Source organism: Streptomyces sp. NPDC090994 (assembly GCF_044768905.1).
Classification (GTDB): Bacteria; Actinomycetota; Actinomycetes; order Streptomycetales; family Streptomycetaceae; genus Streptomyces.
Genome location: NZ_JBIVWS010000001.1, coordinates 821467 through 837886, shown reverse-complemented (window position 1 = coordinate 837886; position 16420 = coordinate 821467). Strand labels below are relative to the sequence as shown.

The 16420-nt window shown below is 70.0% G+C and carries 14 protein-coding genes; 13 read left to right on the top strand and 1 reads right to left on the bottom strand.

The genetic code is table 11. The annotated features are described in order from the left end of the window. The first annotated feature begins 8 nt into the window (after window positions 1–8). Genes ACIQR3_RS03950 through nuoN form a run of 13 tightly spaced genes read left to right on the top strand, consistent with a single transcriptional unit; the run spans window position 9 to window position 15718 of the window. A complete protein-coding gene (locus ACIQR3_RS03950) occupies window positions 9–563 on the top strand; it encodes an NADH-quinone oxidoreductase subunit B family protein (protein WP_029381065.1) in 555 nt (184 codons plus the stop codon). Beyond that, complete coding sequence (locus tag ACIQR3_RS03945; RefSeq protein ID WP_403533636.1) at window positions 560–1300, top strand: NADH-quinone oxidoreductase subunit C; 741 nt, start codon at window positions 560–562, stop codon at window positions 1298–1300. Before ACIQR3_RS03950 ends, ACIQR3_RS03945 begins: the two co-directional genes overlap by 4 nt. Then, window positions 1297–2619, top strand: coding sequence for an NADH-quinone oxidoreductase subunit D (locus ACIQR3_RS03940; protein ID WP_403533634.1), 1323 nt, complete (start codon window positions 1297–1299; stop codon window positions 2617–2619). The genes ACIQR3_RS03945 and ACIQR3_RS03940 overlap by 4 nt, the downstream gene beginning before the upstream one ends. Next, on the top strand, window positions 2616–3500 hold the full coding sequence (gene nuoE, locus ACIQR3_RS03935) for an NADH-quinone oxidoreductase subunit NuoE (RefSeq protein ID WP_403533631.1): 885 nt from the start codon (window positions 2616–2618) through the stop codon (window positions 3498–3500). The genes ACIQR3_RS03940 and nuoE overlap by 4 nt, the downstream gene beginning before the upstream one ends. Then, window positions 3497–4849, top strand: a complete 1353-nt coding sequence (gene nuoF / locus ACIQR3_RS03930) for an NADH-quinone oxidoreductase subunit NuoF (RefSeq protein ID WP_403533628.1) — start codon at window positions 3497–3499, stop codon at window positions 4847–4849. The genes nuoE and nuoF overlap by 4 nt, the downstream gene beginning before the upstream one ends. Beyond that, the gene (locus ACIQR3_RS03925; RefSeq protein WP_403533626.1) at window positions 4846–7350 is read left to right on the top strand and encodes an NADH-quinone oxidoreductase subunit G; all 2505 of its coding nucleotides are present in this window, start codon (window positions 4846–4848) and stop codon (window positions 7348–7350) included. Before nuoF ends, ACIQR3_RS03925 begins: the two co-directional genes overlap by 4 nt. Continuing rightward, a complete protein-coding gene (gene nuoH, locus ACIQR3_RS03920; protein ID WP_403533623.1) occupies window positions 7347–8750 on the top strand; it encodes an NADH-quinone oxidoreductase subunit NuoH in 1404 nt (467 codons plus the stop codon). Before ACIQR3_RS03925 ends, nuoH begins: the two co-directional genes overlap by 4 nt. Then, window positions 8743–9390 (top strand): NADH-quinone oxidoreductase subunit NuoI, encoded by a 648-nt coding sequence (nuoI, locus tag ACIQR3_RS03915; protein ID WP_403533620.1) that lies wholly within the window; start codon window positions 8743–8745, stop codon window positions 9388–9390. The genes nuoH and nuoI overlap by 8 nt, the downstream gene beginning before the upstream one ends. After that, on the top strand, window positions 9387–10220 hold the full coding sequence (locus tag ACIQR3_RS03910; RefSeq protein ID WP_403533617.1) for an NADH-quinone oxidoreductase subunit J: 834 nt from the start codon (window positions 9387–9389) through the stop codon (window positions 10218–10220). The genes nuoI and ACIQR3_RS03910 overlap by 4 nt, the downstream gene beginning before the upstream one ends. Next, window positions 10217–10516 (top strand): NADH-quinone oxidoreductase subunit NuoK, encoded by a 300-nt coding sequence (nuoK, locus tag ACIQR3_RS03905; RefSeq protein WP_004927567.1) that lies wholly within the window; start codon window positions 10217–10219, stop codon window positions 10514–10516. The genes ACIQR3_RS03910 and nuoK overlap by 4 nt, the downstream gene beginning before the upstream one ends. A gap of 14 nt (window positions 10517–10530) precedes the next feature. After that, window positions 10531–12495, top strand: coding sequence for an NADH-quinone oxidoreductase subunit L (gene nuoL, locus ACIQR3_RS03900; protein WP_403533614.1), 1965 nt, complete (start codon window positions 10531–10533; stop codon window positions 12493–12495). Window positions 12496–12500: 5 nt separating this feature from the next. After that, entirely contained in the window at window positions 12501–14072 is a 1572-nt protein-coding gene (locus ACIQR3_RS03895) for an NADH-quinone oxidoreductase subunit M (RefSeq protein ID WP_403533613.1), read from the top strand. Then, entirely contained in the window at window positions 14069–15718 is a 1650-nt protein-coding gene (nuoN, locus tag ACIQR3_RS03890; protein ID WP_403533611.1) for an NADH-quinone oxidoreductase subunit NuoN, read from the top strand. The genes ACIQR3_RS03895 and nuoN overlap by 4 nt, the downstream gene beginning before the upstream one ends. 66 nt (window positions 15719–15784) lie before the next feature. On the opposite strand, the gene ACIQR3_RS03885 is transcribed toward nuoN, so the two are convergent. Next, window positions 15785–16384 carry a Uma2 family endonuclease gene (locus ACIQR3_RS03885; protein WP_403533608.1) on the bottom strand — a complete coding sequence of 200 codons (600 nt, stop codon included), beginning with the start codon at window positions 16382–16384 and terminating at the stop codon, window positions 15785–15787. Between the last annotated feature and the right edge of the window lie 36 nt (window positions 16385–16420).

Sequence of the window (16420 nt, the reverse complement as noted above, 5' to 3'; positions counted from 1 at the left end):
TTTTAGTCATGGGACTCGAAGAAAAGCTGCCGAGCGGCTTCCTGCTGACCACCGTCGAGCAGGCCGCGGGCTGGGTGCGTAAGTCGTCGGTCTTCCCGGCCACCTTCGGCCTCGCCTGCTGCGCCATCGAGATGATGACCACCGGGGCCGGCCGCTACGACCTGGCGCGCTTCGGCATGGAGGTCTTCCGCGGCTCGCCGCGCCAGGCGGACCTGATGATCGTGGCCGGCCGGGTCAGCCAGAAGATGGCGCCGGTGCTGCGGCAGGTATACGACCAGATGCCGAACCCCAAGTGGGTGATCTCCATGGGGGTCTGCGCCTCCTCGGGCGGCATGTTCAACAACTACGCGATCGTCCAGGGCGTCGACCACATCGTCCCGGTCGACATCTACCTCCCGGGCTGCCCGCCACGGCCCGAGATGCTGATGGACGCCATCCTCAAGCTCCACCACAAGATCCAGAACTCCAAGCTCGGCGTCAACGCCGAGGAAGCGGCCCGCGAGGCGGAGGAGGCGGCGCTCAAGGCCCTGCCCACCATCGAGATGAAGGGGCTGCTGCGATGAGCGACGCGAACGGCACCGGGGCCAACCCCGAGAAGGACCTCTCCGCCGAGAACCTCCCGGGCCAGCGCGGTCAGGGCGGCGAGGAGATCCGCGTCCAGCGCGGCATGTTCGGCGCGAACAACGGCGGCGACACCTCCGGCTACGGCGGCCTGGTCCGCTCGGTCCGACTCCCGGGGCCGGCGAGCAGGCCGTACGGCGGGTGGTTCGACGAGGTCGCCGACGAACTGGAGGGCGCGCTGGAGGAGCAGGGACTGCTCCCGGACAACGCCATCGGGAAGACGGTCGTCGACCGCGGCGAGCTGACCTTCCACATCGAGCGCGAGCACCTGGTCCGCGTCGCCCGGACCCTGCGCGACGACCCGGCCCTGCGCTTCGAGCTGTGCACCGGCGTCAGCGGTGTCCACTACCCCGGCGACAAGGGCCGCGAGCTGCACGCCGTCTACCACCTGCGCTCGATCACCCACAACCGGCTGATCCGCCTGGAAGTCAGCGCCCCCGACGCCGACCCGCACATCCCGTCGCTGTTCGAGGTCTACCCGACCAACGACTGGCACGAGCGCGAGACGTACGACTTCTTCGGCATCGTCTTCGACGGTCACCCGGCGCTGACGCGGATCATGATGCCGGACGACTGGCAGGGCTTCCCGCAGCGCAAGGACTACCCCCTCGGCGGCATCCCCGTCGAGTACAAGGGCGCCCAGATCCCGGCTCCGGACCAGCGGAGGTCGTACTCATGAGCACGCAGCACGCTTCCCCCAGGGAGACCACCGAGGGCACCGTCTACACGGTCACCGGCGGCGACTGGGACGAGGTCGTCCAGTCCGCGGCCCGCGCCGACGACGAACGCCTGATCGTCAACATGGGCCCGCAGCACCCGTCCACCCACGGCGTGCTCCGGCTGATCCTGGAGATCGAGGGCGAGACCGTCACCGAGGCCCGCTGCGGCATCGGCTACCTGCACACCGGCATCGAGAAGAACCTCGAGTACCGGACGTGGACCCAGGGCACGACGTTCGTGACGCGCATGGACTACCTGACGCCGTTCTTCAACGAGACGGCGTACTGCCTGGGCGTCGAGCAGCTCCTGGGCATCGAGGACCAGATCCCGGACCGCGCCTCCGTCGTCCGGGTGCTCCTGATGGAGCTGAACCGGATGTCCTCCCACCTGGTGGCCATCGCCACCGGCGGCATGGAACTCGGCGCCACCACGATCATGATCTACGGCTTCCGGGACCGGGAACTGATCCTCGACATCTACGAGCTGATCACCGGCCTGCGCATGAACCACGCGTACATCCGCCCCGGCGGCCTCGCCCAGGACCTGCCGCCCGGCTTGGTGGACCAGATCCGCGAGTTCGTGAAGAAGATGAAGAAGAACCTCCCGGAGTACGACAAGCTCGCCACCGGGAACCCCATCTTCAAGGCCCGCATGCAGGACGTCGGCTACCTCGACCTGGCCGGCTGCATGGCCCTGGGCGCCACCGGCCCGATCCTGCGCTCCACGGGCCTGCCGCACGACCTGCGCAAGTCCCAGCCGTACTGCGGCTACGAGACGTACGACTTCGACGTCCCGACCGCCGACACCTGCGACGCCTACGGCCGCTTCCTGATCCGCCTGGAGGAGATGCGGCAGTCGCTGCGCATCGTCGAGCAGTGCCTGGACCGGCTGAAGCCCGGCCCGGTCATGGTCCCCGACAAGAAGATCGCCTGGCCGGCCCAGCTCGCCCTGGGACCGGACGGACTGGGCAACTCCCTCGACCACATCAAGAAGATCATGGGCACCTCCATGGAGGCCCTGATCCACCACTTCAAGCTGGTCACCGAGGGCTTCCGGGTGCCGCCGGGACAGACGTACACCGCGGTCGAGTCCCCCAAGGGCGAACTCGGGGTGCACGTCGTCTCCGACGGCGGCACCCGCCCCTACCGGGTCCATTTCCGCGACCCGTCCTTCACCAATCTCCAGGCCATGGCGGCGATGTGCGAGGGCGGCCAGGTCGCCGACGTCATCGTCGCGGTGGCCTCCATCGACCCCGTGATGGGAGGCGTCGACCGGTGACCACCAGTTCCTCTCAGCGGGGTGTCGGACTCGGCATGCCCGAGCTGCCCGCGCCCGACTACCCGGCCGACGTACGGGCCCGCCTGGAACCCGACGCGCGCGAGATCATCGCCCGCTACCCGGACTCCCGGTCCGCCCTGCTGCCGCTGCTGCACCTCGTGCAGTCCGAGGAGGGCCACGTCACGCGCACCGGGATGCGGTTCTGCGCCGAGATGCTCGGCCTGACCACCGCCGAGGTCACCGCGGTGGCGACCTTCTACACCATGTACCGGCGCCGGCCCAGCGGCGACTACCAGGTGGGCGTCTGCACCAACACGCTGTGCGCGGTCATGGGCGGCGACGCCATCTTCGAGGAGCTCCAGGAGCACCTGGGCGTCGGCAACGGCGAGACCACCGACGACGGCAAGATCACCTTGGAGCACATCGAGTGCAACGCGGCCTGCGACTACGCGCCGGTCGTGATGGTCAACTGGGAGTTCTTCGACAACCAGACCCCGGCCAGCGCCCGCCGCATGGTCGACGACCTGCGGGCCGGCCGGCCGGTCACGCCGACGCGCGGCGCGCCCCTGTGCACGTTCAAGGAGACCGCCCGGATCCTGGCGGGCTTCCCCGACGAACGGGAGGGCGCCGTCGAGGCCGGGGGAAGCGCGGGACCCGCCTCCCTGGCCGGCCTGAAGCTGGCGAAGGGCGAGCCCGCCGCCGCGCGCGTGGTGCACCCGCGCGGCGCGGCGCCGCACGGTGAGGCCGTGCACGAGCCCCCGCACGAGCCGCCGCACGATCCTTCGCCGACCGAGCACCTCAGCTCGCACGACGCGCCGCAGGACACATCGGCCTCCGACCCCTCCCACCCGGCGGGGCCCACTGCCGAGGAGGGGGAGTGATGACCTTGGCCGCCGAGATCAAGGACACCGGCCCGGAGAAGCTGCTCGCACCCGTACTGTCGGCCTTCTGGGACGAGGACAGGTCCTGGACGCTGGACGTCTACCGACGGCACGAGGGCTACGAGGGGCTCCGCAAGGCGCTGGCCATGTCCCCGGACGACCTCATCGCGTACGTCAAGGAAGCCGGTCTGCGGGGACGCGGCGGCGCCGGGTTCCCCACCGGGATGAAGTGGCAGTTCATCCCCCAGGGGGACGGCAAGCCGCACTATCTCGTGGTCAACGCCGACGAGTCGGAGCCGGGGACCTGCAAGGACATCCCGCTCCTCTTCGCGAACCCGCACAGCCTCATCGAGGGCATCGTCATCGCGTGCTACGCCATCAGGTCGTCGCACGCCTTCATTTATCTACGGGGTGAAGTCGTCCCCGTGCTGCGGCGGTTGCACTCGGCGGTCGCCGAGGCGTACGCGGCGGGCTTCCTCGGCGAGAACATCCTGGGCAGCGGACTCGACCTGGACCTCACCGTGCACGCGGGCGCGGGCGCGTACATCTGCGGTGAGGAGACCGCACTGCTCGACTCGCTCGAAGGCCGCCGTGGTCAGCCGCGACTGCGTCCCCCCTTCCCCGCTGTGGCCGGCCTCTACGCCTGCCCCACTGTGGTGAACAACGTCGAGTCGATCGCGTCGGTTCCCGCGATCCTGAACAAGGGCAAGGACTGGTTCAGGTCGATGGGCAGCGAGAAGTCCCCGGGCTTCACGCTGTACTCCCTCTCCGGCCACGTCGCCTGCCCCGGCCAGTACGAGGCGCCGCTCGGCATCACGCTCCGCCAGCTCCTCGACATGAGCGGGGGCATGCGCCCCGGCCACCGCCTGAAGTTCTGGACGCCGGGCGGCTCCTCGACGCCGATGTTCACCGAAGAGCACCTCGACGTCCCCCTCGACTACGAAGGAGTGGGCGCCGCCGGTTCCATGCTCGGCACGAAAGCCCTCCAGTGCTTCGACGAGACCACCTGCGTGGTCCGCGCCGTCACCCGCTGGACCGAGTTCTACGCCCACGAGTCCTGCGGCAAGTGCACGCCCTGCCGGGAGGGGACGTACTGGCTGGTGCAGTTGCTGCGCGACATCGAGGCCGGCAAGGGCCGCATGGAAGACCTCGACAAGCTGAACGACATCGCCGACAACATCAACGGCAAGTCCTTCTGCGCCCTCGGCGACGGCGCCGCCTCGCCGATCTTCTCCTCGCTGAAGTACTTCCGCGAGGAGTACGAGCAGCACATCACGGGCCGCGGCTGCCCCTTCGACCCCGCGAAGTCGACGGCCTGGGCCGACCACCGTACGGAGGTGAAGGCATGACGGTGACCACGAACGCCCCCTCCGGCGGAGGAGAGGCCGCGGTCCCGCCCGAGGACCTGGTGTCGCTGACCATCGACGGCGTGGCGATCAGCGTGCCCAAGGGCACCCTGGTCATCCGGGCCGCCGAGCAGCTCGGCATCGAGATCCCCCGGTTCTGCGACCACCCGCTCCTCGACCCGGCCGGCGCCTGCCGGCAGTGCATCGTCGAGGTCGAGGGCCAGCGCAAGCCGATGGCGTCCTGCACCATCACCTGCACCGACGGGATGGTGGTCAGGACCCACCTCACCTCGCCGGTCGCGGAGAAGGCCCAGAAGGGTGTGATGGAGCTGCTGCTCATCAACCACCCGCTGGACTGCCCGGTCTGCGACAAGGGCGGCGAGTGCCCGCTGCAGAACCAGGCGATGTCGCACGGCAACGCCGAGTCCCGCTTCGAGGGCAAGAAGCGGACCTACGAGAAGCCCGTGCCGATCTCCACGCAGGTGCTGCTCGACCGCGAGCGGTGCGTGCTGTGCGCCCGCTGCACCCGGTTCTCCAACCAGGTCGCGGGCGACCCGATGATCGAGCTGATCGAGCGCGGCGCGCTCCAGCAGGTCGGCACCGGCGAGGGCGACCCCTTCGAGTCGTACTTCTCCGGGAACACCATCCAGATCTGCCCGGTCGGCGCGCTCACCTCGGCGGCGTACCGGTTCCGCTCCCGCCCCTTCGACCTGGTCTCCTCGCCGTCGGTGTGCGAGCACTGCGCCGGCGGCTGCGCGACCCGCACCGACCACCGGCGCGGCAAGGTCATGCGGCGCCTGGCGGCCAACGACCCCGAGGTCAACGAGGAGTGGATCTGCGACAAGGGGCGGTTCGGGTTCCGGTACGCGCAGCAGCGCGACCGGCTCACCACGCCCCTGGTGCGCAACGCCGAGGGCGAGCTGGAGCCCGCCTCCTGGCCGGAGGCCCTCCAGATCGCCGCCCAGGGACTGCTGGCCTCGCGGGGCCGCACCGGGGTGCTGACCGGCGGGCGGCTCACCATGGAGGACGCCTACGCGTACAGCAAGTTCGCGCGCGTGGCGCTCGACACCAACGACATCGACTTCCGCGCGCGCGTGCACAGCGCCGAGGAGGCCGACTTCCTGGCGGCCCGGGTGGCCGGCCGGGGCCGCGACCTCGACGGTACGGGGGTGACGTACGCGGCGCTGGAGAAGGCGCCCGCGGTGCTCCTGGTCGGGTTCGAGGCCGAGGAGGAGGCGCCCGGCGTCTTCCTGCGGCTGCGCAAGGCGTGGCGCGGGCACGGGCAGCGGGTGTTCGCCCTGGCGACGCACGCCACGCGCGGTCTGGAGAAGGCCGGCGGCACGCTGCTGCCCGCCGCGCCCGGCACCGAGACCGAGTGGCTGGACGCGCTCGCGGGCGGTGTCGGCCTGGAGGACGACGGGACGCGGGCCGCCGAGGCGCTGCGTGCCGAGGGCGCGGTCATCGTCGTGGGTGAGCGGCTGGCGGCCGTCGCCGGGGGCCTGACCGCCGCCGTACGGACCGCGTCCGCGACCGGCGCCCGGCTGGTGTGGATCCCGCGCCGGGCCGGGGAGCGTGCCGCGATCGAGGCGGGCGCGCTGCCGACGCTGCTGCCGGGCGGGCGCCCGGCCACCGACCCGCGCGCGCGGGACGAGGTCGCCGCGCTGTGGGGCGTGGCCGCGCTGCCGCACCGCTACGGCCGGGACACCGGCCGGATCATCGAGGCCGCCGCCGACGGCGAACTCCAGGCGCTGCTGGTCGCGGGCGTGGAGGTCGCCGACCTGCCCGATCCGGCACGCGCGCGTGCGGCACTGGCCGAGGCCGGGTTCGTGGTGTCGCTGGAGCTGCGGCCCAGTGAGGTCACCGAGCTGGCCGACGTGGTCCTGCCCGTCGCGGCGGTCGCCGAGAAGGCGGGCACCTTCGTCAACTGGGAGGGCCGGGTCCGCTTCTTCGAGGCCGCGCTCAAGCCCGACCAGATGACCCGGCGCCTGGCGCCCACCGACGCGCGGGTGCTCCAGATGCTGGCCGACGCCATGGACGTACACCTCGGGCTGCCGGACCTGCGGACGGTGCGCGCGGAGATCGACCGGCTCGGGCCCTGGGAGGGGCCGTCGGCCACCGGACCCCTGGAGCGGGCCGCCGCGCTGCCCCGGCCGGCCGCCGGTGAGGCGGTGCTCGCCGGGCACCGGCTGCTGCTGGACCAGGGCCGCCTCCAGGAGGGCGACGAGGCGCTGGCCGGCACCCGGCACGCGGCACGCGCGCGCGTGTCGGCCGCCACGGCCGCCGAGGCGGGCGTCAAGGACGGCGACGTCCTGGCGGTCACCGGCCCGGCGGGAGTCGTCGAACTTCCGCTCCAGGTGACCGAGATGCCCGACCGGGTGGTGTGGCTGCCGCTGAACTCCACCGGCGCGGGCGTCGCCTCCGACACCGGGGCGCTGCCCGGCTCCCTCGTCCGCATCGGCCCGGCGACCACCGTCGGCGCGGCCCTCAAGGAGGTGGAGGCATGAGCAGCCCGTACCTCGCCGCTGAAGACCTCTCGATGTTCGGCCAGGACCCCTGGTGGCTGGTCGTCGTCAAGGCGGTGTTCTGCTTCGCGTTCCTGATGGTGACCGTGCTGATCGCCATCGTCATGGAGCGCAAGGTCGTCGCCTGGATGCAGTTGCGCATCGGCCCCAACCGGCACGGCCCCTGGGGCATGCTCCAGTCGCTCGCCGACGGCGTGAAGCTGATGCTCAAGGAAGACGTCGTCGTCAAACGCGCCGACAAGGCGGTGTACGTCCTCGCGCCGGTCGTCGCCGCGATCCCCGCCTTCATGGCGTTCGCCGTGATCCCCTTCGGACCGGCCGGCAACGAGGTCTCGATCTTCGGTCAGCGCACCACCATGCAGCTCACCGACCTGCCGATCGCCATGCTGTACATCCTGGCGGTCGCCTCGGTCGGCATCTACGGCATCGTCCTGGCGGGCTGGAGTTCCGGTTCCACGTACCCGCTCCTCGGCGGGCTGCGCTCCTGCGCGCAGATGATCTCCTACGAGATCGCCATGGGCGCCGCGTTCGCCTCGGTGTTCCTCTACTCGGGCTCCATGTCCACCTCCGCGATCGTCGAGCAGCAGGCCGACCGCTGGTACATCCTGCTGCTGCCGGTCTCCTTCCTGCTCTACGTCGTCACGATGGTCGGCGAGACCAACCGCGCCCCCTTCGACATGCCGGAGTCCGAGGGCGACCTGGTCGGCGGCTTCAACACCGAGTACTCGTCGATCAAGTTCGCGATGTTCATGCTCGCCGAGTACGTGAACATGGTGACGGTCTCGGCGGTCACCACCACCCTCTTCCTCGGCGGCTGGCGGGCCCCCTGGCCGGTCAGCACCTTCTGGGAGGGCGCCAACCACGGCTGGTGGCCGATGCTGTGGTTCGTCGTCAAGCTCCAGCTGCTGCTGTTCTTCTTCGTCTGGCTGCGCGGCACGCTGCCCCGGGTCCGCTACGACCAGCTGATGAAGCTCGGCTGGAAGGTCCTCATCCCGGTCTCCCTGGTCTGGCTGATGCTCGTCGCGACCGTCCGGGCCCTGCGGAACGAGAACTACGACTTCGCCGACATCGCGCTCTACGTCTGCGGCGGCGTGATCGTCGTACTGCTGCTCTCCTTCCTCTTCGACCTGTTCCGGGACAAGGGGAAACGGGCCGAGCAGCCCGCCGAGGAACCGGCCGCGTTCGACCCGATGGCCGGCGGGTTCCCCGTGCCGCCGCTGCCGGGACAGGAGTTGCCGCCGGTGCCCAGGCGCGGTCCGCGCCGGGAGCGGGAGCTGATTGTCAGTGGTGGGGTCGATACTCACAGTGACGGACCCGTGAGCGGATCCACGGGCGGATCCACGGGCGGACCTACGGATGGAAAGGAGGCGTCCGATGGCTGAGGAACAGGAACCCAAGGAGACCAAGCCCGGTTTCCAGAACCCCGTGGCCGGCTTCGGCGTGACCTTCAAGGCCATGTTCAAGAAGCGGCTGACCGAGCAGTACCCGGAGCAGGAGAAGACCACCGCTCCGCGGTTCCACGGACGGCACCAGCTCAACCGCCATCCGGACGGCCTGGAGAAGTGCGTCGGCTGCGAGCTGTGCGCCTGGGCCTGCCCCGCCGACGCGATCTACGTCGAGGGCGCGGACAACACGGACGAGGAGCGGTACTCGCCCGGTGAGCGGTACGGCCGCGTCTACCAGATCAACTACGCCCGCTGCATCCTGTGCGGGCTGTGCATCGAGGCGTGCCCCACGCGCGCGCTGACGATGACCAACGAGTTCGAGCTGGCCGACTCCAGCCGCGCCAACCTCATCTACACCAAGGAGCAGTTGCTCGCCGGGCTCGACGACAACATGGTCGACACCCCGCACGCGATCTACCCGGGGACGGACGAGCAGGACTACTACCGGGGCCTGGTCACCGAGGCGGCGCCCGGTACGGAACGGCAGGTCGCCCACTCCAAGGGCGAGGGCGTCCAGGAGGCGGCTTCCAGCTTCGGCGAGGACGAACCGGCGTCGGAGAAGGTGATCCGCCGATGACCGCGCAGCTCGCCGCCGCAGCGACTCTTTCCGCCGGCACATCCACCGGAGAGGCCGTCCAGTTCTGGATCCTCGGCACGGTCGCGGTGATCGGCGCCCTGTGCACGGTGTTCATGAAACGGGCCGTGCACAGCGCCCTCTGCCTCGCCGGGACCATGATCGTCCTGGCCGTGTTCTACCTGGCCAACGGCGCCTACTTCCTCGGCGTCGTGCAGATCGTCGTCTACACCGGCGCGATCATGATGCTGTTCCTGTTCGTGGTGATGCTGGTCGGCGTCACCGCGGCGGACTCCCTGAAGGAGACCATCAGGGGGCAGCGCTGGCTGGCCCTGCTGTGCGGGCTCGGCTTCGGCATCCTGCTGATCGCGGGCATCGGCAACGCCTCCCTCACGGAGTTCACCGGCGTCGGACAGGCCAACGCGGGCGGCAACGTGGAGGGCCTGGCGGCCCTGATCTTCACCCAGTACGTCTTCGCGTTCGAGATCACCGGCGCTCTGCTCATCACGGCCGCGGTCGGCGCCATGGTGCTCACCCACCGGGAGCGCACCGAGCGGGCCAAGACCCAGCGGGAGCTGGCCGAGGAGCGGGTGCGGGAAGGCAAGTACCTGCCGCCGCTGCCCGCGCCCGGGGTGTACGCCCGGCACAACGCCGTGGACATCGCGGGTCTGCTGCCCGACGGCACCCCCTCCGAGCTGACCGTCAGCAAGACGCTGCGCGACCGGGGCCAGATCCGGGACGTGTCGACGGAGGCGCTCGACGACCTGAAGGCCCTGGAGCAGCGGGCCGAGGAGCGCCTGGAGCGCACGAGCAACGGGGAGGCGGCCAAGTGAACCCGGTCAACTACCTCTATCTCGCGGCCCTGCTGTTCACGATCGGCGCCACCGGGGTGCTGATCCGGCGCAACGCCATCGTGGTGTTCATGTGCGTGGAGCTGATGCTCAACGCCTGCAACCTGGCGTTCGTCGCCTTCTCCCGGATGCACGGCAATCTGGACGGCCAGATCATCGCCTTCTTCACGATGGTCGTCGCCGCAGCGGAGGTCGTGGTCGGGCTCGCGATCATCGTGTCCCTGTTCCGTTCCCGCCACTCGGCCTCGGTCGACGACGCCAGTCTGATGAAGCTGTGAGGGGTCGCTGAATCGTGGAATCTCTCATCGCGCTGCTGGTGGCAGCGCCCCTGCTGGGAGCGGCGGTGCTGCTGTGCGGCGGCCGCCGGCTGGACGCCGTGGGCCACTGGCTCGGCACGCTGCTGGCCGCCGCGTCCTTCGTGATCGGCGCCGTCCTCTTCACCGACATGCTGGGCAAGGGCGGTGAGGAACGCACCCTGACCCAGCACCTGTTCAGCTGGGTCCCGGTCGAGGGCTTCCAGGCCGACGTCGCCTTCCGGCTCGACCAGCTGTCGATGACGTTCGTGCTGCTGATCACCGGCGTCGGCTCGCTGATCCACCTGTACTCGGTCGCGTACATGGAGCACGACGAGCGCCGCCGCCGCTTCTTCGGCTACCTCAACCTGTTCCTGGCGGCGATGCTGATCCTGGTCCTCGCCGACAACTACCTGCTGCTCTACGTCGGCTGGGAGGGCGTCGGTCTCGCCTCCTACCTGCTGATCGGCTTCTGGCAGCACAAGCCCAGCGCCGCCACGGCCGCGAAGAAGGCCTTCCTGGTCAACCGCGTCGGCGACATGGGCCTGTCCATCGCGATCATGCTGATGTTCCTCTGGTTCGGGACGTTCGCCTTCGGGCCGGTGCTCGGCACGGTGGCGGAGCCCGGACTCGCCGGGGAGGCCGGCGAGGGCAAGCTGACCGCGATCGCGCTGATGCTGCTGCTCGCCGCGTGCGGCAAGTCCGCCCAGGTGCCGCTGCAGTCCTGGCTCGGGGACGCGATGGAGGGCCCGACCCCGGTCTCGGCCCTCATCCACGCCGCGACCATGGTGACGGCGGGCGTGTACCTGATCGTCCGCTCGGCCGCGATCTTCAACGGGGCGCCGGACGCGCAACTGGTCGTCACCATCGTCGGCGCGGTCACGCTGCTGTTCGGTGCGATCGTCGGGTGCGCCAAGGACGACATCAAGAAGGCACTGGCCGGGTCGACCATGTCGCAGATCGGCTACATGGTGCTCGCCGCGGGCCTCGGCCCGATCGGCTACGTCTTCGCGATCATGCACCTGGTGACGCACGGCTTCTTCAAGGCGGGGCTCTTCCTGGGCGCCGGTTCGGTCATGCACGGCATGAACGACGAGGTCGACATGCGCCGCTACGGCGGCCTGAGGAAGTACATGCCGGTCACCTTCGTCACCTTCGGCCTCGGCTACCTCGCCATCATCGGCTTCCCGGGCCTGTCCGGCTTCTTCTCCAAGGACAAGATCATCGAGGCGGCGTTCGCCAAGGGCGGCAGCGAGGGCTGGATCCTCGGCGCCTGTGCCCTGCTGGGCGCGGCCATCACGGCGTACTACATGACGCGCGTGATGCTGATGACGTTCTTCGGCGAGGAGCGCTGGCGCAAGGCGCCGACGCCGTCCCCGGCCGAGCCGGACGTGGAGCCCGCCGCCGAGACGCGCGGCGAGTACACACCTCCGCACCCGCACGAGTCGCCGGGCGTCATGACGATTCCGATGATCGTGCTGGCCGTCGGGTCGGTCGCGGGCGGCGCGTTCTTCAGCCTCGGCGACCGGTTCCTGCACTGGTTGGAGCCGATCACCGCGCACGAGCACGGGCATCCGCCGGTCAGCGCCCTGACGGTCACGCTGTCCACGGTCGCCGTGATGGTGATCGGCGTCGCGCTCGCCTGGGCGCAGTACGGGCGCCGCCCGGTCCCGGCCGTCGCCCCGCGCGGTTCGCTGCTCACCCGGGCCGCCCGGCGCGACCTGCTCCAGGACGACTTCAACCACGTCGTCCTGGTCCGCGGCGGCGAGCACCTCACGCGCTCCCTGGTCTACGTCGACCACACCCTGGTCGACGGGGTCGTCAACGGCACGGCGGCCTCGGTCGGCGGGCTGTCCGGCCGGCTGCGCAAGGTGCAGAACGGGTTCGCGCGCTCCTACGCGGTCTCGATGTTCGGCGGTGCGGCGGTCCTCGTCGCCGCGACCCTGCTGATGAGGGCGGTCTGATACCGATGTCTTTCCCCTTGCTGACAGCGACCGCGGTGCTCCCGGCCGTCGGGGCGATCGCGACGGCCGCCGTGCCGGCCGCGAAGCGCACCGCGGCCAAGTGGCTCGCGCTGCTGTTCTCGCTGGCCACGCTCGTCCTCGCGCTGGTGATCCTGGTCCGCTTCGATCCGGACGGGGACCGTTACCAGCTCACCGAGTCGCACTCCTGGATCGCCGACTTCGGCGTCCGCTACGAACTGGGCGTGGACGGCATCGCGGTGGTGCTGATCGCGCTGACCGCCCTGCTGATCCCGTTCATCGTGCTGGCCGGGTGGCACGACGCCGATCCGCTGGAGACCGGCAGCAGCCGGTGGCGGCCGACCCAGGGCTTCTTCGCCCTGATCCTGGCCGTCGAGGCGATGGTGATCATCTCGTTCGAGGCCACCGACATCTTCCTCTTCTACATCTTCTTCGAAGCCATGCTCATCCCGATGTACTTCCTCATCGGCGGCTTCGGCGACCGGGCCCACGAGCACGGCGAGAAGACGGCGGCGACGCAGCGGTCGTACGCGGCGGTGAAGTTCCTCCTGTACAACCTGGCCGGTGGCCTGATCATGCTGGCCGCGGTGATCGGGCTGTACGTGGTCGCCGGGAACTTCTCGCTCACCGAGATCGCCGAGGCGCGGGCCAACGGCACGCTCGACATGGCGACCAGCACGGAACGCTGGCTGTTCCTCGGGTTCTTCTTCGCCTTCGCGGTGAAGGCGCCGCTGTGGCCGCTGCACACCTGGCTGCCCAACGCCATGCAGGAGTCCACCGCGCCGGTCGCCGTACTGATCACGGCGGTCGTCGACAAGGTGGGCACCTTCGCGATGCTCCGCTTCTGCCTCCAGCTCTTCCCGGAGGCCAGCAAGTGGGCGACGCCGGTCATCCTCGTCCTGGCGCTGATCAGCATCCTCTACGGGGCGCTGCTCGCGGTCGGCCAGCGGGACATCAAGCGGCTGGTGGCGTACGCGTCGATCTCGCACTTCGGCTTCATCATCATGGGCATCTTCGCGATGACCAGCCAGGGCCAGTCCGGCGCGACGCTCTACATGGTCAACCACGGCATCTCGACCGCCGCGCTGATGCTGGTGGCCGGCTTCCTGATCTCCCGGCGCGGCTCGCGGCTCATCGCCGACTACGGCGGTGTGCAGAAGGTCGCCCCGGTGCTCGCGGGCACCTTCCTGATCGGCGGCCTGGCCACCCTGTCGCTGCCGGGACTGGCACCCTTCGTCAGTGAGTTCCTGGTCCTGGTCGGGACGTTCACGCGCTACCCGGTGGTCGGCATCATCGCGACCTTCGGCATCGTGCTCGCCGCGCTCTACACCCTCGTCCTCTACCAGCGGACGATGACCGGCCCGGTGAAACCGGAGGTGGCCGCGATGCCGGACCTGCGGGTGCGTGAGCTGGCGGTCGCCGTGCCGCTGGCCGCGCTGCTGATCTTCCTGGGCGTCTACCCCAAGCCCGTCACGGACATCGTCGACCCGGCGGTCAAGCAGACCATGTCCGACGTACAGCAGAAGGACCCCCGGCCCGAGGTGGAGGCGGCCAAGTGAGCGCAACAGCCGTCCACAGCCTGTGGACAACGGCGGCCGATCCGATTTCCAAGATCGACGCGCCGAAAATCGAGTACGGCCAGCTGTCACCCGTCCTGATCATCGTCGCAGCGGCGGTCGTCGGAGTCCTCATCGAGGCGTTCGTACCGCGCAGAACGCGCTACTACGCGCAGATGTTCGTCTCCGCCGTCGCGCTCGTCGCCGCCTTCGCCGCGGTCGTCGCACTCGCGGCCGGCGGCTACGGCACGACCAAGGCGCACATCGCCGCGATGGGCGCCATCGCCGTCGACGGACCGGCCCTGTTCCTCCAGGGCACGATCCTGCTCGCGGGCCTGGTCGGCCTGTTCACCTTCGCCGAACGGCGGCTGGACCCGGCGGCGCACGGCAACCGGGTGGACTCCTTCGCCGCGCAGGCCGCGTCCGTGCCGGGCAGCGAGAGCGAGCAGAAGGCGGTGAAGGCCGGGTTCACCACCACCGAGGTCTTCCCGCTGCTGCTCTTCGCCGTCGCCGGCATGCTGGTCTTCCCGGCCGCCAACGACCTGCTGACCCTGTTCGTCGCCCTGGAGGTCTTCTCCCTCCCGCTGTACCTGATGTGCGCGCTGGCCCGCCGCAAGCGGCTGATGTCGCAGGAGGCCGCGGTCAAGTACTTCCTGCTGGGCGCGTTCGCCTCCGCGTTCACCCTGTTCGGCATCGCCCTGCTCTACGGCTACTCGGGCTCCATGTCGTACGGCACGATCGCGCAGGTCGTCGACGGGTCGATCACGGAGGTCACCCCGGCACTCGCCGACACCATGGGCAACGACGCGCTGCTGCTGGTCGGCGCCGCGCTGATCGTCATGGGCCTGCTGTTCAAGGTGGGCGCGGTGCCGTTCCACATGTGGACGCCGGACGTGTACCAGGGCGCGCCGACCCCGGTGACCGGGTTCATGGCGGCGGCGACCAAGGTGGCGGCGTTCGGCGCGCTGCTGCGCATCCTCTACGTCGTCCTGCCCGGCCTGCGCTGGGACTGGCGGCCGGTGATGTGGGGCGTGGCGATCGTCACCATGCTGGGCGGCGCGATCGTCGCGATCACCCAGACCGACATCAAGCGGCTGCTGGCGTACTCGTCGATCGCGCACGCCGGGTTCATCCTCGCGGGTGTCATCGCGACCACGCCGGACGGCGTCTCGTCCGTCCTCTTCTACCTGGCGGCCTACTCCTTCGTCACGATCGGCGCGTTCGCGGTGGTGACGCTGGTGCGGGACCCGGGCGGCGAGGCGACGCACCTGTCGCAGTGGGCGGGGCTGGGCCGCCGGTCGCCGCTGGTGGCGGCCGTCTTCGCGGTGTTCCTGCTGGCCTTCGCGGGCATTCCGCTGACCTCCGGTTTCGCCGGGAAGTTCGCCGTGTTCAAGGCGGCGGCGGAGGGCGGAGCTGCCCCGCTGGTCGTGATCGGCGTGATCTCCTCGGCGATCGCGGCGTTCTTCTACATCCGGGTGATCGTGCTGATGTTCTTCAGCGAGCCCCGGCCCGAGGGCCCGACCGTCGCGGTGCCGTCACCGCTGACGACGACGGCGATCGGGGTGGGCGTGGCGGTCACCTTGGTGCTGGGGGTGGCGCCGCAGTACTTCCTGGATCTGGCGGGGCAGGCGGGAGTGTTCGTGCGCTGACCCTGCCTCCGGTCGTGCGGCGGCCCGGCACTCTCACGGGGGGTGCCGGGCCGCTGTCGTGCCGCGCTACGCGGAGCCGCGGCGCGGCTTGATGCCGGTGAGGTCGAGGTCCAGCGGGAAGGGGGCGGCCACTTTCATCCGCTCACGGAAGATGCCGACGCTGGTGTAGGCGCCGGTCGTGGGTTCCAGTTCGAAGGCGTGCACGGCGGCGAGGCCCTTCTCGTTCTCCACCCGCCAGTAGTGGCGAATGCCGGCGCGGGCGTACTTCAAGGGCTTGGTCTCGCGGTCACGGGACACGGACTCGGCGGAGACGACCTCGATGGCCAGCAGCACGGACTGGGCGGGGTAGCGGGTCTGCTCCGGGTCCTCCACCACCTCCGCACCGACCACGATCACGTCCGGCTCGGGCCGGTTCTGCCGGTCGATGTCGATGGTGAACTCGCGGACGACCTCGTACTCCGCCGGGGCGAGTGACTGCAACTGCCATTCGAAGAAGCTCACAGCGCGTGAGTGGAAAAGGGTTTGCGGACTCACGAAGACGAGACTCCCGTCGATCAGTTCCGTGTGCGGAGGAAGATCCGGGAGGCGGTCCAGGTCGTCGGCGGTCCAGCCGCCTTCCGGCGGGGTCGGCCAGGTGGGCTTGGACGCCTTCGGTGCGACGCTCATCAGTGCTCCCATGCGACGGAGTCTCGCGGGCGTATT

Coding starts and splice junctions, on each gene's coding strand:
- ACIQR3_RS03885 (WP_403533608.1), bottom strand. CDS start 16,384: ATGAGCGTCGCACCGAAGGCGTCCAAGCCCACCTGGCCGACCCCGCCG.
- ACIQR3_RS03940 (WP_403533634.1), top strand. CDS start 1,297: ATGAGCACGCAGCACGCTTCCCCCAGGGAGACCACCGAGGGCACCGTC.
- nuoH (WP_403533623.1), top strand. CDS start 7,347: ATGAGCAGCCCGTACCTCGCCGCTGAAGACCTCTCGATGTTCGGCCAG.
- ACIQR3_RS03910 (WP_403533617.1), top strand. CDS start 9,387: ATGACCGCGCAGCTCGCCGCCGCAGCGACTCTTTCCGCCGGCACATCC.
- ACIQR3_RS03950 (WP_029381065.1), top strand. CDS start 9: ATGGGACTCGAAGAAAAGCTGCCGAGCGGCTTCCTGCTGACCACCGTC.
- ACIQR3_RS03945 (WP_403533636.1), top strand. CDS start 560: ATGAGCGACGCGAACGGCACCGGGGCCAACCCCGAGAAGGACCTCTCC.
- nuoI (WP_403533620.1), top strand. CDS start 8,743: ATGGCTGAGGAACAGGAACCCAAGGAGACCAAGCCCGGTTTCCAGAAC.
- ACIQR3_RS03895 (WP_403533613.1), top strand. CDS start 12,501: ATGTCTTTCCCCTTGCTGACAGCGACCGCGGTGCTCCCGGCCGTCGGG.
- ACIQR3_RS03925 (WP_403533626.1), top strand. CDS start 4,846: ATGACGGTGACCACGAACGCCCCCTCCGGCGGAGGAGAGGCCGCGGTC.